The following is a 14,385-nucleotide window of genomic DNA, read 5'->3' on the forward strand; positions in this document are numbered from 1 at the left end:
CCACCAAGATCGGCCGCCCGCGCCAGGTCTACACCGGTGTCACGGAACGCGACTACGTCCCACTCACCAACCGCTGACCCCGCGAGTCCAACGCTCCGAACCCGCGAGTCCAACGCTCCGAACCCGCGAGTCCAACGCTCCGAACCCGCGAGTTGCCGGCCCAGAACCCCCGCGAGTCCCCGCGTCCCGTGTAGGAACCGGGGACTCACGAACGGGAACCGGGAACTCGCGGCCGGGAGCGGGGGACTCGCGGCGGGCCGGGGTCAGACCTTTTCGAGGTACTCGGCTCGGGAGTCGTTCACCAGGTTGGCCACCATCCGACCGAGCCCCGGAAACTCGCCGAGGTCCGGCGCGTAGGCGATCAGAGCCTGGGCCTCCGCCCGCGCCTCGGCGATCAGCTCCTCGTCCCGCAGCAGCGACAGCAGCTTCAGCGCCGACTGCCGACCGGACTGCGACGCCCCGAGGATGTCGCCCTCCCGCCGCATCTCCAGGTCCACCCGCGCCAGCTCGAAACCGTCCAAAGTAGAGGCCACGGCGTCCAGCCGGTCGCGGGTGGCCGTGCCCGCCGGCATCTCCGTCACCAGCAGGCACACCCCGGGCGCGCTCCCCCGACCGACGCGGCCGCGCAGCTGGTGCAGCTGGCTGACCCCGAACCGGTCGGCGTCCATGATCACCATCGCGGTCGCGTTGGGGACGTCGACGCCCACCTCCACCACCGTCGTCGCCACCACCACGTCCAGCTCGCCCGCCGCGAAGGCACGCATTACCGCGTCCTTCTCGTCCGTGGGCAGCCGGCCGTGCAACACGGCCAGCCGCAGGCCGGACAACGGCCCGGCGGCGAGCTCCTCGTGGACGTCGAGCACCGCGAGCGGTGGGCGCCGACCGTCCGAATCGGACCCCAGCGCCTCGGAGACATCTCCGGGGACGTCCTCGTCCGCCGACTGCTGCTCGCCGATGCGCGGGCACACGACGTAGGCCTGGTGCCCCGCCGCGGCCTCCTCGCGCACCCGCTGCCACGCCCGGTCCAGCCACGCCGGCCTCTCCGCCACCGGCACCACCGCCGTGCTGATCGGCGAACGCCCGGCCGGCAGCTCCCGCAGCGACGACGTCTCGAGATCGCCGTACACCGTCATCGCGACCGTCCGCGGGATCGGCGTCGCGGTCATCACCAGCACGTGCGGGCTGACGTTCTCCCCCGCCCGGGTCCGCAGCGCGTCCCGCTGCTCGACGCCGAACCGGTGCTGCTCGTCGACCACCACCAGCCCCAGGTCGGCGAACTCGACCCGGTCCTGGATCAACGCGTGCGTGCCCACCACGATGCCGGCCGCGCCACTGACCACGTCGAGCATCGCCTGCTTGCGCTGCGCGGCGGTCAGCGAACCGGTCAGCAGCGCGATCCGCGTCGCGTGTTCGGCCCCGCCGAGCTCGCCGGCCCGCGCGAGGTCGTCCAGCATGGCGGCGAGCGAGCGGGCGTGCTGCGCGGCGAGCACCTCGGTGGGCGCGAGCAGCGCGGCCTGCCGGCCGGCGTCGACCACCTGCAGCATGGCCCGCAGAGCCACGATCGTCTTGCCGCTGCCGACCTCGCCCTGCAGCAGCCGGTTCATCGGGTGCTCCTTGGCGAGATCGACCGCGATCGACTCGCCGACCTCCCGCTGGCCCTCGGTGAGCGTGAACGGCAGCCGCTGGTCGAACTCGGCGCCGATGCCGTCGGCCCGACGCTCGCAGACCGGGGCCGGCCGGTCGACTGCCGCATGCCGGAGCTGCGCCAGGGCGAGCTGGACGGCCAGCGCCTCGCCCCATTTGAGCCGGTTCCGTGCGGCCTGCACGCCGGCCCAGTCCTTGGCCAGGTGGATCGACCGGATCGCCTCGTCGTAGCCGATGTAGTCGTGCCGCGTGCGCAGCCTCTCCGGCAGCGGGTCCTCGACGGGGTCGAGCATGCCGAGCGTCTGGCGCACGCACTTGGCGACCTGCCAGGACTGCACCTTCGCGGCCGCCGGGTAGACGGGGATGAGGCCGACGAAGTCGTCGATCGCGTCCGCCGCGTTGTCGGACTCCTCGTCGACCGGGTGGTAGTCGGGGTTGGTGAGCTGCAGCTTGTTCCGGTAGATCGAGACCTTGCCGGCGAACAGCGCGCTCGAGCCGACCGGGACCCGGAACTGGAACTGCCGGAAGTTGAAGAACTTGCACTCCAGCGTGCGGCTGCCGTCGGTGAGCACGACCTCGAGGATCGTCCCGCGCCGCTGGCGCATGCGGCGCTCGTGGACCGACTTGACGCGCGCCATCACCGTGGCGTGTTCGCCGAGCTCCAGGCCGGCGATGTCGGTGAGCTCGCCGCGCTCGGCGTACCGCCGCGGGTAGTAGTGCACGAGGTCGCCGACGGTGTGCAGCTCCAGGGCGCCGGACAGCGCCTTGGCCGTCTTCGCGCCCACCGCCAGCTCGAGCTTGTCGTCCATGGAGACCATCGCCCGCGATTATGTCGCGCCGCCCCGACAATCCGGCGAGGCCGCCCCGGCATGGCGCGACTGTGTCGGTTGGTTTCGCTCGCAAGCTCACGACTGTGTCGGTTGGTTTCGCTCGCAAGCTCACGAAATTGTCGGTGCCCGCTGGCATGCTCCGCGCCATGGACCAACCTCTGCCCGCGGGCAACATCGCCACGAAGATCGAGAGCCCGCAACGACCCGACCCACCGCTGGAGGCCGACGAGCGCACGATGCTCAACGCCTACCTGGACTTCCAGCGCGAGACGCTGGCGCTGAAGTGCGCCGGCATCGCCGGCCGTGAGCACTCCGAGCGCCTGGTCCCACCGTCCGGCATCTCCTTACACGGCCTGGTCCGCCATCTCGCGGGGGTCGAACGGTGGTGGCTGCACCTGCAGTTCGCCGGTGACGACATGCCGATGCTGTACTACGCCGACGACGACCCGAACCAGGACTTCGACTCCCTCGACGGCGACTTCGACGAGGCGCTCGCCGGGTGGCGCCGCGAGTGCGACCGGTCCCGGCAGATCGTCGCGGCTGCGCCATCGCTGGACGCCACCGGAACCAGGCGCCAGACCGGCGAGTCGTTCTCCCTGCGCTGGGTGCTGCTGCGACTCATCGCCGAGTACGCCCGGCACCTCGGCCACGCGGACCTGTTACGCGAGCGGATCGACGGGTCGGTGGGCTGGTAGGACGAGCACTATTCAAAAACACTCCGGATCAGCAGCGCCCGGGCACGCCCGCGGGCCTGTTTTGAATAGTGCTCGGCTACTCGACGCCGACGATCAGCACCGCATCGGTCTGCCCGCCGTGGTACACGACGAGCTCGGTCTCGGGGTGCTCGCGACGCAGGTAGTCGGTCAGCTCGTCGGTCAGTTCGTCGGGCGAGCCGGCGCCCAGTAGGGCGGTGACCAGCTCGCCGCCCACCCCGAGCATGCGCGCGACCACGCCGCAGGCGGCGCGGTCCAGGGCGTCCACGTCGGGCGGGCCGGGCTCGATCAGCACCACCTCGCCGTCGGCGAAGCCCAGCACGTCACCAGCCTCGCACGCACCGATCCAGGTGATCGCGGCCTCGGCCGCGACGACGACCTCGCCCCGGCGGGTGGCCGCGGCGGCCTCGGCCATGGCCACCACGTCGTCGCCGGCACGTCGGCGGGGGTCGTGCACGGCCACGGCGGCCAGCACCTGCACCGGCGACGCGCACGGCACGACGACGACGTCCTGCCCGGCGGCCACCGCACGGATCGACGCCTCGTCGGAGACCTCGGTCAGCGTGGAGTCGGCGGGCAGCACGGTCACGTGAGCGGCGGCCGAGCCGGTGATGGCCTCGAGCAGGCGGTACGCGGTCCGGTCGTCCTGCTCGTCGACGTGCACGACGGTGACGCCCTCGCTGATGAGCAGGTCGGCGAACTCGGTGCTGCGCGCCGGCACGACGACGGCCCGGTCCTTGACGAACCGGGACGCCTCGGCGGAGGGCGCGTCGGCGAACCGCGCGACCCGGATCTGCCGGGGCCGCCCGGTCTCGACGCCGACCTCGATGGCCGCGCCGACGTCGTTGCAGTGCACGTGGACGGTCCACAGCCGGGCGCCGTCCCCGACGACCGACACACAGTCCCCGAGCCCGACCAGCGTGTCCCGGAGCCGCCCGATCGGGTCCCCGGGCCCGTCGACATCCGCGAGGAGGTACATGACCTCATAGGCGAACGCGTCCGACCCCGACTCCCGCGCGGTGTACATCGACTGCTCGGCGGATGAGGCCACGCGCTCGGTCCGGGCGCGCTGAGCCGCGGCGAGGGCGGCGGGCTGCTCGCTGACCACGGCCACGAGCGCATCCAACAGCACGACGACGCCGCGCCCCCCGGCGTCGACGACCCCCGCGGCGGCCAGCACCGGCAGCAGACGCGGCGTCTCGTCGAGCGCGGTGGCCGCCGCGGCCGCGGCGGCGGCGGCCAGGGCGCCCAGCTCACCGGAGGCCTCGTCCTCGGCCGCGCTCGCGGCGGCGGCGAGCACGCTGATCATGGTGCCGGGCACCGGCTCCGCGAGCGCGACCCTGGCCCGCGCCGCCCCACCGAGGAGCGCGACACGCAACCCGTCCCCGCCGAGTGCCCGGCCACCGGAACCACTCACGTCCCGGCCACCGACGCCGGTCACGCCTCGGTCGTCGGGGTCGGGCAGAGAACCGAGGTCCGCGCCGCCGGTGGGGACGCGGGCCGGATTCCCGTGAGCACCGGCGCCCGGGCCGTCGCCCACTCCCGAATTCGAGTCGGCGACCCCGGAAGCCGAGCCGAAGCCCGCGGCCGCAGCCGGATCGCCGGCCACAGCGGAACCGGCGCCGGCGGCCGTGCGCGTTGTCGCTGTGGTGGGCGTGGCGGCGGGGTTGCTTGTCAGCGTGTCGGCCATGCCGCGGAGCAGCTGGGAGATGATCACGCCCGAGTTGCCGCGGGCCCCGGTCAGTGCGCCCTTGGCCAGGGCGGACAGGGCCACGTACGCATCCGTGCGGGCCGGGGCCGGGGCGCGGAGCAGGGCGTCCAGCGCGGCGCGCATCGTGTGCAGCAGGTTCGAGCCGGTGTCGCAGTCGGGGACCGGGAAGACGTTGATCCTGTCGATGTCCTCCCGGTGCGCGTCCAGGGACTGCACGCACGCCACCGCCCAGCGACGCACGTGTGCGGCATCCAGCACCCGCAGCATCCAGCCTCCCGCAACCCACCGGGCCACCCGCGCGGCCTCGACATGCGGAGACTAGTGGGGCGGTGTGCGCACCTACTGAGCGAGCCGATACCCTGTACCAGGTCTGCGCGGCACCTGCGCGCGCAGTTGAGGCTTGCCGACCGCATCCGGTCGGCTCCCAGTGCGATGCAAATCGTGGAGAAAGGAGTGCCTGACGTGGCTGCCGTCTGCGACGTCTGTGGCAAGAGGCCAGGCTTCGGCAAGTCGGTCTCGCACTCGCACCGGCGCACCAGCCGCCGGTGGAACCCGAACATCCAGACCGTGCACGCGAAGGTCGGCGCCTCGCAGCGCAAGCGGATGCGGGTCTGCACCTCCTGCCTGAAGGCGGGCAAGGTCACCCGAGGCTGAGCCCGCGACACGTACCGACGACCGGGTCCCGGGAACGGGGCCCGGTTTCGTCTGTCAGGACACGTCCCGGCCGCGCATGCCCTGCTGGCCGGGCTCGACGCCCCAGCTGATCACCCGCCGCGGGTGGATGCGAATCACCGGCGAGCCGCCCCGCGAACCGTCCAGCGGCTCGGCCTTACCGCGGATCTCCACGCCGCGTACCCGCCACGGTTGGCGGGAGACCAGGTCGTCGACAACGAGCGCCGCACGGCCACTCGCGGCGACGTTGCGGAACTTCTTGGTCGCCGTCAGGTCGTGCCCGCCGATGTCGATCACGCCCAGCTCGGCGTCGTAGCGGAAGCCGACCGGGTTGACCTGCGGCGACCCGTCCGGCGACATGGTCGCCAGGCGGCCGAGCGGTTGGGATGCCAGGTACGAGATCTCAGCGTCTGTGAGTGCCATGCGCCAAGCATGCGACCTCGACCATACTGGAGGTCAAGGACGGCTCAGGGCAGCTTCCAGTCGACCGGCTGCGCGCCCTGCTGGTCCAGCAGCTGGTTCGCCCGGCTGAACGGCTTCGAGCCGAAGAAGCCCGACCGCGCGGACAGCGGGCTCGGGTGCGCCGACTCGATGCACGGCACCGTGCCGAGCAGCGGCTTGAGGTTGCGTGCGTTGCGCCCCCACAGGATCGCCACCAGCGGACCGCCACGCGCCGCCAGCGCACGGATCGCCTGCTCGGTGACGTCCTCCCAACCCTTGCCCTGATGGGAGTTCGGCCGGCCCGGCTCGACGGTCAGCGCCCTGTTGAGCAGCAGCACGCCGTGGTCCGTCCACGGCGACAGGTCACCGTTGGCGGGCGGCGGGTGACCGAGGTCGTCGCAGTACTCGGTGTAGATGTTCACCAGGCTCTTCGGCAGGGGCCGCACGTCCGGCGCCACTGAGAAGCACAGGCCGATCGGATGCCCCGGGGTCGGGTACGGGTCCTGCCCGACGATCAGCACCCGCACGTCGGCGAAGGGCTGCTGGAACGCCCGCAGCACATGGTCCCCGGCCGGCAGGTACTTGCGGCCCGCGGCGATCTCGGTACGGAGGAAGTCGCCCATCGCGGCGATCTTGTCGGCGACGGGCGCGAGCGCCTCCGCCCAGCCGGCTTCGACGATCTCGGACAAGGGTCGCACACTCACGGCACGGGACCCTAGCGCGTCGGTCAGGAGAGCCGGCGCAGGCCCGCCCGGTAGGTCTCGATCCGCGCCACATAGTTCTCGACGATGCCCGCCACCATGTCCGCCGGCACCTGGTGGCCCTCGCGCACCCGCGCCGGCACGCCCAGCGCCATCCGCCGCGCCGGCAACATGCCGTTGAACGACATCACCGCGCCCGCGCCGAGCACCGCGCCGTCCTCCACGACGGATCCGTTGAGCAACACCGAACCCGACGCGATCAGGCACCGCGACCCGATGGTGGCGCCCTCGATGTGCGCGCTGTGCCCGACCGCCGAGTCGGCACCGATCCGGGTGGGATGGAAGTCCGTGCAGTGCACGACCGAGCCGTCCTGGATGTTCGTGCGCTCGCCGACCCAGATGCCGCCGGAGTCGCCACGCAGCACGGCCTGCGGCCAGACGGACGCGAACGCCGCGAGGTGCACGTTCCCGATCACCGTCGCGTCCGGGTGCACGTAGGCGTCCGGGTGGATCGTCGGTTCGAGCGAACCTAGCGCGTAGATGGGCAACTGGCCTCCTCCACCGAACCGATCACCTTGCCCAGATGCACGGCCTCCGGCGCGTTCGCGTAGTAGCCGAAGCGCGGCACGTCCACATAGCCGGCCGACCGGTACAGCGCGATCGCCTCGGGCTGCTCCAGCCCGGTCTCGAGCACCATGCGCGGCAGGCCCGCCTCGACCGCCGTGCGCTCCAACTCGGCGAGCACCGCGCGCGCCATGCCCCGGCCACGGACCGCCGGGCTCACGTACATCCGCTTCAACTCCGCCTCGGGACCGTCGGGCCCGCCGTGCACACGCCAGCCGCCACAGGCGACCGGCCGGCCGTCGAGGTACGCGACGAGGAACAGGCCGTGCGGTGGCGCGAACTGCGCCGGGTCGACCGGGGTCAGGTCCTCCTCGCCGTAGCGCACCACGTACTCCCGCTGCACCTCGGCGATCAGCGCGACGGCATCCGGGTGGTCGTAGGGCAGAACTTCGATACGCACCCGGTGATTCTGACCCACGGGGGTCACCGCCAGTGCTGCCAGCCCGCCCCGCCCTCGTACGGACCGCCGTCGACGGTGACCGCGCTGCCCCTGGTCACCGTGCCGATCGTGACCCAGCCCTCGGGCACGGCGGCCGGGTCCGGGAAGGTCGCGGCGAGCGCGTGGTCCTCTCCGCCGGTGAGCACCCAGTGCCGCGGGTTCGCCCCGAGCGCGGACGCCACGTCGACCAGCCGCTGGGGCACCTCGATGAGATCGGTCCGCACATCGATGGCCACATTGGACTCCTCGACGATGTGCCCGAGGTCCGCGAGCAGCCCGTCCGACACGTCGATCATCGCTGTCGCGCCGGCCCGCGCCGCCCGCGGGCCGGCCGCGTACGGCGGATCCGGGACGCGGTACGCGCCGACCACCGTGACCGGCGAGCGGAACCCGCGGCCCAGCACGGCGAGTCCGGCGGCGGCCCAGCCGAGCCGGCCGGCAACCGCGACCACGTCGCCCGGCATCGCGCCACCCCGGGTAACGGGCTGCCGGTCCTGGAGATCACCCAGTGCGGTGACAGAGATCACGATCTGGTCGGCGCTGACCACGTCACCGCCGACGAGGCCGGCACCGGCGCGCACGGCCTCCTTCCACATGCCGGCCGCGAGCCCCTCGGCCACCGCGGCGTCGGTCGACTTCGGGCAGGCCAGCCCGACGAGCAGTGCGGTCGGCACGGCGCCCATCGCCGCGACGTCGACCATGTTGACCGCGATCGCCTTCTGCCCAACGTGTTCCGGCGTCGACCAGTCCAGCCGGAAGTGCACGCCCTCGACGAGGACGTCGGTGCTGGCGACGACCCGGCCGTCGCCCGCGGCCACCACGGCGGCGTCGTCGCCCGGGCCCAGCAGCGTCGTCGCCGGCTGGGTGCGGCCCGCCGTGATGCGGCCGATCAGCGCGAACTCGCCCACGTCCGCGACGGATTCGGGCGGGTCGTGCGACGACGTGCCACGGTTACCGTTCATGCATACCTCCGACAGTCGGATCCCCAAACGAAAGGGAACTGCGGTACCTTTTGCTGCTCACGTTCCTACCTCTTGAGGGCTGCTCGACACGAAGGGGCGCGCCGTGGTCCACGCATACATCCTGATCCAGACCGAGGTCGGCCAGGCCGCCGCGGTCGCCGCCAAGATCGCGGAGATCGAAGGTGTGACCACCGCCGAGGATGTCACCGGCCCGTACGACGTGATCGTGCGCGCCGAAGCCGAGAACGTCGACATGCTGGGCCAGCTCGTGGTCGCCCGTATCCAGAACGTGGACGGCATCACCCGAACCCTCACCTGCCCGGTGGTCCACCTCTGAGCCGTGTTCTAGTTGGGGCGTGTCCGACGATCAGCCGTCCCCCGCGACCGTCCGGGTCGCCGTGGGCATCGTCGCGCTGCTGGCGGTCGGCGTCGTCGTCATGGGCCTGGTGCTGACCGGGGGCGACGAGCGGGCCACGCGGGGCCGCCCGACGACCGCGCCGCGCACCGGACCGGTGGCGCTCGTCGGCGTGGACGCGCCGGGCGCGACCTCGAAACCGTGCACGGACCTCGTGAAAGCGCTGCCAACCACGTTGCCCGACAGCGGGAAGACGTTGCGGCGGCTCGAGATCGCCGAGCCGGCACCGCCCGCGGTGGCCGCGTGGGGCGGTGACCGCGGCGAGCCGGTCGTGCTGCGGTGCGGCCTCACCCGCCCCGACGAGCTCACCCCGACCGCCGTGCTGCGCGAGATCTCCGCGGTGCGGTGGCTCCCGGTCGAGGGTGCCGGCGCGAGCACCTGGTACGCGGTGGACCGCGCCGTCTACGTGGCGCTGACCGTGCCGACGGACACCGGAACCGGCCCGCTGCAGGAGATCTCGGCGGCGGTCGAGCGGACGCTGCCCGCGAAACCCGTGCGCGCCCGCGGTTAGCGCAGGCCCGTCCCCCGCGCGACGGCGGTGTCGATCAGCGTGGCGAGCAGCGTCGGATAGTCGACGCCGGTGACCGCCCACATCTTCGGGTAGGCCGATGTCGGGGTGAAGCCCGGCATCGTGTTGAGCTCGTTGATGATCAGCGTGCCGTCCGCGCCCACGAAGAAGTCCACGCGGGCCAGGCCCTGGCAGTCCAGCGCACGGAACGCCCGGACCGCCATCGCCCGCAGCCGGTCGGTGACCGCGTCGTCCAGCTTCGCCGGGATGTCCAGCTCGGCCATGTCGTCGAGATACTTCGTCTCGAAGTCGTACCACTCCGGGCCGTCCGCGGCGATCCGGATCTCCGCCGGCAGCGACGCCTCGACGCGCCCGTCCGGGAACTCCAGCACGCCGCACTCGACCTCGCGGCCCACGATCGCGGACTCCACGAGCACCTTGGGGTCGATCTCCCGAGCGGTCGCGATCGCACCGTCCAGTTCGGACCAGCCGGAGACCTTCGTGATGCCGGTGGAGGATCCGGCGCGGGCCGGCTTGACGAACACCGGCAGCCCGAGCCGCTCGCGCTGCGCGGGCGAGAGCGTGTTCTCGCCGCGGTGCAGCACCTCGTAGGGCCCGACCGGCAGGCCCTCGGCGGCGAGCAGCTTCTTGGTGAACTCCTTGTCCATCACCACGGCGCTGGACAGCACACCCGCGCCCGCGTAGGGCAGGCCGACCATCTCGAGCAGCCCCTGGATCGTGCCGTCCTCGCCGTACGCGCCGTGCAGCACCGGGAACACGACGTCCACTTCGGACAGAATCTCGCCCTCGCGGCCGCGCTCCAGCACGACGAGGTTCGCCGAGGTCGGGTCGGCCGGCAGGGTCAGCGCGGTGCCGGAGGAGATGCTCGGCATGGTCCGCCCCTCGATCTCCAGCGTCTTCGGGTCGGCCGGGCCGAGCACCCAGGAGCCCTGCCGCGTGATGCCGACCGGCAGCGCCTCGAAGCGCGCCGGGTCGAGGTTGGCGAGCACACTCGCCGCGGACACACAGGACACCGAGTGCTCGCTGCTCTGCCCACCGAACACGACTGCCACCCGGATTCGCTCTTGGTCGGGCTGTACTGGCTGGTTCGCTCCGCTAGCTCCGCTCACGGCGCCCGACCCTACCCGCTGTGCTCAGCCACCCGTCCGCACCAGCTCGACCAGCTCCGGCAGCGCCTCGCGCAGCTGCTCGCGGGAACACGCCGCGTAGCCGAGCGCGATGCCGAACCAGCGCGCCCGACCGACGTGATGCCTGGCCAGGCCGTCGAGCAGCAGCCCGCGGGTCAGCGCGCGCCGGACCAGCTCACGCTCCGCGTCCGCCGAGGCGACCGGCACCACGACGTGCGCGCCCGCCTCGTCGCCGAGGACCGGCACGCCGCCCCGCACCAGCGCGTCGACCACGAGCGAGCGGCGCTCGGACAGCTCGCGGCGCAGCCGGCGCAGGTGCCGGCCCAGGTCGCCGCCCTGGGCGAACTCGACGACGACCAGCTGACCGGCCGGTGCGGGGCCGCTTCCGGTGCGTTCGCGGTGCGCGAGGATCGCCGAGACGACCGTGGCCGGCGCGACCATCCAGCCGACGCCCAGGGTCTGGGTCAGGATCTTGCTCGTGGTGCCGAGGTGCACGACGACGTCCGGGGCCAGCGCGGCGAGCAGCGGCAGCGGGGCCACGTCATAGCGCAGCTCGCCGTCGTAGTCGTCCTCGATGACGAGCCAGCCGCGCTCCCGGGCCCGCTCGACCAGCGCGACCCGCCGGGCCGCGGACATCCGGCCGCCGAGCGGGTACTGGTGGGCAGGCGAGCAGTAGACCGCCTTCGCGGTGGCCGGCACCGAGTCGATGAGCAGGCCGTCCGCGTCCACCGGGGCCGGCACCACCCGCAGGCCCGCGGCCCGCAGCGCGCCGACCGCGCGCTGGTAGCCCGGCTCCTCGACCGCCACGACGTCCCCGGGCTCCAGCACGGCCGCGGCGAGCTCACCGGCCGCCGCGCTCGTCCCGGACGTGGCGAGCACGGCCTCGAGACTGTCCTGTCCGGACAGTGCGCCGACCCGCAACCCCCGGTGCCGCAACAGATGCTCGGCCACCGTCGCGCGGTAGGTCGGCAGGCCGGCACGGTTGGGCCGGACCATCGGCGCCACGTGCGCGGCCGCCCGCCAGGCCCGCCGCCACGCCGCGCGGTCGATGCCACCCGCCCACGGCGAGCCGGGTGTGAGGTCGAGCGCGGTGTCCACGGGTGCGTCGCGGCGCACCGGCCTGGTGTCCGAGCGCAGCGATCCGGGCGGCTCGGTCGTGACGTACGTGCCCGACCCGTGCCGGCCGGCGATCCAGCCCTCGGCGTGCAGCTGCTCGTAGGCCGCCGCCGTGACGGTCCGGCTCACCTCGAGCTCCGCGGCCAGCGCGCGGGTGGACGGCAGCCGGTCGCCGCTGCGCAGCCGGCCCTCGCCGGCGGCGGCGCGCAGCTGCTCGGCGAGCTGCACCGCGAGCGGGGTCGACACCGACCGGTCGAGGGTGACCGGCAACGCGGGCGTCTCAGTCATGAAAGTGGCCTTCCAGAAACAGCAAGTCGTGGCCCTTCCAGGGTGCCACTGCTCTGGCCACCCTGGAAAGCGTGACTCACCAGGCACTGTCCCCCACCCCCCGCAGCACGATCCGCCGTGGCAAGAACCGCGCGGTGACCGACCGGTCCGCGCTCTACGCCGTGCTCGACGCGGGCATCGTCTGCCACCTCGCGTTCGTGGCCGATGGCGCCCCGGTCGTCATCCCGACCGGCTTCGGCCGCGCGGGCGACACGCTCTATGTGCACGGGTCGACCGGCGCGGCGAGCCTGCGCGCCGCGGCCGCGGGTGCCGAGGTGTGCGTGAACGTCACCCTGCTCGACGGCGTCGTCTACAGCCGGGCCGTGTTCCACCACTCGGTCAACTACCGCTCCGCCACGGTGCACGGCGCCGCGCGGCAGCTCACCGACCGGGACGAGAAGCTCGCCGCGCTGGCCGTGATCACCAACCACCTCGCGCCCGGCTCGTGGGACTACGCCCGGGAACCGTCGAAGCAGGAGCTGGCCAAGACCGCCGTGCTAGCGCTGGACCTCACCGAGGCCGCGGTCAAGATCCGCAACGGCTCACCCGGCGAGGAGCCCGAGGACCTGGTGCCGGAGCGAAACGGCCGCACGTGGGCCGGCGTGCTGCCGCTGCGGCACGCGTGGGGTGAGCCGGTGCCCTGTCCCGAGCTCCCGTCCGGAGTGGACGTTCCGGCGCACGTGACCGCGCGGCCGGCGCCCTTCGGCTAGGAAACGCGCGAGAGCCGCTCGTAGTCGCGCATGGTCCGCACCGCCCGGTAGACGTGGATGCTCACCGCCGGGTCGGGGCCGGCGTTGCGGACCTCGTGCACGTAGCCGGGTCCGAACGCGCGGGACTGCCCGACGCCGACCACGTGCGTGAGCCCGCGATGCACGACGTGCTCGGTGAGCTCGCCGGAGACGAGCGTGAACGCGCCGCTCGCCGCGCCGTGGTCGTGCCGGCCGGTGCCCTGGCCGGGCAGCCAACTCATCAGCCACACCTCCTGGCCGGGGCCGCGGTGCACGAGCGCGGTGAAACGCTCGTCGGGGTCGTAGCGCAGCAGGCGCGCCCACCGGTCACGGTTGGCCGCGTACTCGCGGGCGATCAGGGCGGGGTGGACGGTCGGCGCGGTCGCGGTGGACGCGATCGTGTTCTCGGGCACGGCGAACATGGGTGAGGGGAGACTTTCTGGGAAGGGTGCGACGGGTCAGCGGCTCGATCAGCGAGCAGGACACAGCGCGCTGGCTACGCGGCGGAGGTGGAGGTACCCTCGCCGGCTGTTGCGCGCATTCGTCGACACGATGTGTAGGAAACAGGCGGCAGCCGCCGGGGTCAAGTCAGTTCACTCCGTGGGACGCCTGCACCCATCCAGACATGTGGGGGCTCCGAATACCGGTGAATACCGAGCGAGAGCGGATAGAGCATGGGTGAACGGGTTCGGCGGGTGTCCGACGAGCCGGCCGGGCCGGACACCGCCGAGCTGATGCGACGCGTGGCCCGCGGCGACGAGGCGGCGTTCGAGCAGCTGTACGACCTGCTGATCGGTCCGCTGTACGGGGTGATCCGGCGGATCGTGCGCGACCCCGCGCAGTCGGAGGAGGTGATGGTGGAGCTGTGGCGCTCCGCCGCGCGCTACTCCCCCGAGCGGGGCAGCGTCATGACGTTCGCGATGACACTGGCGCACCGGCGCACGGTCGACCGGGTGCGCTCGGCACAGGCCGCGGCCGACCGCGAGGAGCACGTGGGCCGGCGCGCGGCGAGCCGGCCGTTCGACGAGGTCGCCGAGCAGGTGACCGCGCGGTTCGAGCAGGAGCAGGTCCGCCGGTGCCTCGCCACGCTCACCGAGCTGCAGCGTGAGTCGGTGCTGCTCGCCTACTACGGTGGGCGCACGTACAAGGAGGTGGGCGAGCTCCTGGCACGCCCCTCGGCACGATCAAGACCCGGCTGCGGGATGGGTTGATACGACTGCGTGACTGCTTGGGGGTGGCCTGATGAACCCCAACACCAACGCCGACGTGCACGCGTTGACGGGCGCCTACGTGCTCGATGCGGTGTCCGACGACGAGCGGGCGGTGGTCGAGCGGCACCTCGGCGACTGCGGCGCGTGCCGCCAGGAGGTGGCCGAGCTGCGCGAGACCGCCACCCGGCTCGGCGC

Annotated in this window: 16 protein-coding genes and 1 pseudogene; 7 read left to right on the top strand and 10 right to left on the bottom strand. The window is 72.8% G+C overall.

The genetic code is table 11. The features are described 5' to 3' along the window. Positions 1 to 263: 263 nt before the first annotated feature. Positions 264 to 2,462 carry an ATP-dependent DNA helicase RecG gene (gene recG, locus ACRDTB_RS33060; protein ID WP_431436142.1) on the bottom strand — a complete coding sequence of 733 codons (2,199 nt, stop codon included), beginning with the start codon at positions 2,460 to 2,462 and terminating at the stop codon, positions 264 to 266. A gap of 158 nt (positions 2,463 to 2,620) precedes the next feature. On the opposite strand from recG, the gene ACRDTB_RS33065 reads away from it, so the two are divergent. Continuing rightward, positions 2,621 to 3,169: a DinB family protein gene (locus ACRDTB_RS33065; protein ID WP_431436143.1), complete on the top strand. Its 549-nt coding sequence runs from the start codon at positions 2,621 to 2,623 to the stop codon at positions 3,167 to 3,169. A gap of 76 nt (positions 3,170 to 3,245) precedes the next feature. Here the strand turns inward: ACRDTB_RS33065 and ACRDTB_RS33070 are convergent, their stop codons facing one another. Beyond that, complete coding sequence (locus tag ACRDTB_RS33070; protein ID WP_431436144.1) at positions 3,246 to 5,165, bottom strand: DAK2 domain-containing protein; 1,920 nt, start codon at positions 5,163 to 5,165, stop codon at positions 3,246 to 3,248. 195 nt (positions 5,166 to 5,360) lie between these two features. On the opposite strand from ACRDTB_RS33070, the gene rpmB reads away from it, so the two are divergent. Next, positions 5,361 to 5,552 carry a 50S ribosomal protein L28 gene (gene rpmB, locus ACRDTB_RS33075; protein ID WP_431436145.1) on the top strand — a complete coding sequence of 64 codons (192 nt, stop codon included), beginning with the start codon at positions 5,361 to 5,363 and terminating at the stop codon, positions 5,550 to 5,552. A gap of 54 nt (positions 5,553 to 5,606) precedes the next feature. Here rpmB and ACRDTB_RS33080 read toward each other — a convergent pair whose 3' ends face one another. The 5 genes from ACRDTB_RS33080 to ACRDTB_RS33100 are packed head-to-tail and all read right to left on the bottom strand — an operon-like array spanning position 5,607 to position 8,737. Then, complete coding sequence (locus tag ACRDTB_RS33080; protein WP_431436146.1) at positions 5,607 to 5,993, bottom strand: PPOX class F420-dependent oxidoreductase; 387 nt, start codon at positions 5,991 to 5,993, stop codon at positions 5,607 to 5,609. Between the two features lie 44 nt (positions 5,994 to 6,037). Beyond that, the gene (locus tag ACRDTB_RS33085; protein ID WP_431436147.1) at positions 6,038 to 6,715 is read right to left on the bottom strand and encodes a uracil-DNA glycosylase; all 678 of its coding nucleotides are present in this window, start codon (positions 6,713 to 6,715) and stop codon (positions 6,038 to 6,040) included. Between the two features lie 23 nt (positions 6,716 to 6,738). Continuing rightward, positions 6,739 to 7,260 carry a gamma carbonic anhydrase family protein gene (locus ACRDTB_RS33090; RefSeq protein WP_431436148.1) on the bottom strand — a complete coding sequence of 174 codons (522 nt, stop codon included), beginning with the start codon at positions 7,258 to 7,260 and terminating at the stop codon, positions 6,739 to 6,741. Further along, positions 7,242 to 7,736: a GNAT family N-acetyltransferase gene (locus ACRDTB_RS33095; protein ID WP_431436149.1), complete on the bottom strand. Its 495-nt coding sequence runs from the start codon at positions 7,734 to 7,736 to the stop codon at positions 7,242 to 7,244. Before ACRDTB_RS33095 ends, ACRDTB_RS33090 begins: the two co-directional genes overlap by 19 nt. A 23-nt stretch (positions 7,737 to 7,759) precedes the next feature. After that, on the bottom strand, positions 7,760 to 8,737 hold the full coding sequence (locus tag ACRDTB_RS33100) for a thiamine-phosphate kinase (RefSeq protein ID WP_431436150.1): 978 nt from the start codon (positions 8,735 to 8,737) through the stop codon (positions 7,760 to 7,762). 103 nt (positions 8,738 to 8,840) lie between these two features. Here ACRDTB_RS33100 and ACRDTB_RS33105 point away from each other — a divergent pair, with 103 nt between their 5' ends. Both ACRDTB_RS33105 and ACRDTB_RS33110 read left to right on the top strand, forming a co-directional pair. Next, entirely contained in the window at positions 8,841 to 9,074 is a 234-nt protein-coding gene (locus ACRDTB_RS33105; protein ID WP_431436151.1) for an Lrp/AsnC ligand binding domain-containing protein, read from the top strand. A 19-nt stretch (positions 9,075 to 9,093) separates the two neighbouring features. Next, complete coding sequence (locus ACRDTB_RS33110; protein WP_431436152.1) at positions 9,094 to 9,663, top strand: DUF3515 domain-containing protein; 570 nt, start codon at positions 9,094 to 9,096, stop codon at positions 9,661 to 9,663. Here the strand turns inward: ACRDTB_RS33110 and ACRDTB_RS33115 are convergent. Together ACRDTB_RS33115 and ACRDTB_RS33120 are read right to left on the bottom strand one after the other, a co-directional pair. Further along, positions 9,660 to 10,739 carry a D-alanine--D-alanine ligase family protein gene (locus tag ACRDTB_RS33115; RefSeq protein ID WP_431436156.1) on the bottom strand — a complete coding sequence of 360 codons (1,080 nt, stop codon included), beginning with the start codon at positions 10,737 to 10,739 and terminating at the stop codon, positions 9,660 to 9,662. The genes ACRDTB_RS33110 and ACRDTB_RS33115 overlap by 4 nt on opposite strands. Positions 10,740 to 10,814: 75 nt before the next feature. Then, positions 10,815 to 12,212, bottom strand: coding sequence for a PLP-dependent aminotransferase family protein (locus ACRDTB_RS33120; protein ID WP_431436153.1), 1,398 nt, complete (start codon positions 12,210 to 12,212; stop codon positions 10,815 to 10,817). 71 nt (positions 12,213 to 12,283) lie between these two features. Here ACRDTB_RS33120 and ACRDTB_RS33125 point away from each other — a divergent pair, with 71 nt between their 5' ends. Next, positions 12,284 to 12,961 (top strand): pyridoxamine 5'-phosphate oxidase family protein, encoded by a 678-nt coding sequence (locus ACRDTB_RS33125; protein WP_431436154.1) that lies wholly within the window; start codon positions 12,284 to 12,286, stop codon positions 12,959 to 12,961. Here the strand turns inward: ACRDTB_RS33125 and ACRDTB_RS33130 are convergent. Further along, on the bottom strand, positions 12,958 to 13,401 hold the full coding sequence (locus ACRDTB_RS33130; RefSeq protein ID WP_431436155.1) for a cysteine dioxygenase: 444 nt from the start codon (positions 13,399 to 13,401) through the stop codon (positions 12,958 to 12,960). The genes ACRDTB_RS33125 and ACRDTB_RS33130 overlap by 4 nt on opposite strands. 252 nt (positions 13,402 to 13,653) lie before the next feature. On the opposite strand from ACRDTB_RS33130, the pseudogene sigK reads away from it, so the two are divergent. Next, positions 13,654 to 14,222, top strand: a pseudogene (gene sigK / locus ACRDTB_RS33135) (ECF RNA polymerase sigma factor SigK). Next, positions 14,222 to 14,385: RskA family anti-sigma factor (locus ACRDTB_RS33140; protein WP_431436157.1), on the top strand; the 164-nt coding region annotated here is incomplete at its 3' end. The pseudogene sigK and the gene ACRDTB_RS33140, both read left to right, overlap by 1 nt.

It is taken from the genome of Actinophytocola sp. (assembly GCF_050699935.1).
Classification (GTDB): Bacteria; Actinomycetota; Actinomycetes; order Mycobacteriales; family Pseudonocardiaceae; genus Actinophytocola.

Bases quoted from the DNA above. Each gene is read 5' to 3' on its own strand.
- recG (WP_431436142.1), bottom strand. From the start codon at position 2,462: ATGGTCTCCATGGACGACAAGCTCGAGCTGGCGGTGGGCGCGAAGACG.
- ACRDTB_RS33065 (WP_431436143.1), top strand. From the start codon at position 2,621: ATGGACCAACCTCTGCCCGCGGGCAACATCGCCACGAAGATCGAGAGC.
- ACRDTB_RS33070 (WP_431436144.1), bottom strand. From the start codon at position 5,165: ATGCTGCGGGTGCTGGATGCCGCACACGTGCGTCGCTGGGCGGTGGCG.
- ACRDTB_RS33080 (WP_431436146.1), bottom strand. From the start codon at position 5,993: ATGGCACTCACAGACGCTGAGATCTCGTACCTGGCATCCCAACCGCTC.
- ACRDTB_RS33100 (WP_431436150.1), bottom strand. From the start codon at position 8,737: ATGAACGGTAACCGTGGCACGTCGTCGCACGACCCGCCCGAATCCGTC.
- ACRDTB_RS33120 (WP_431436153.1), bottom strand. From the start codon at position 12,212: ATGACTGAGACGCCCGCGTTGCCGGTCACCCTCGACCGGTCGGTGTCG.
- ACRDTB_RS33130 (WP_431436155.1), bottom strand. From the start codon at position 13,401: ATGTTCGCCGTGCCCGAGAACACGATCGCGTCCACCGCGACCGCGCCG.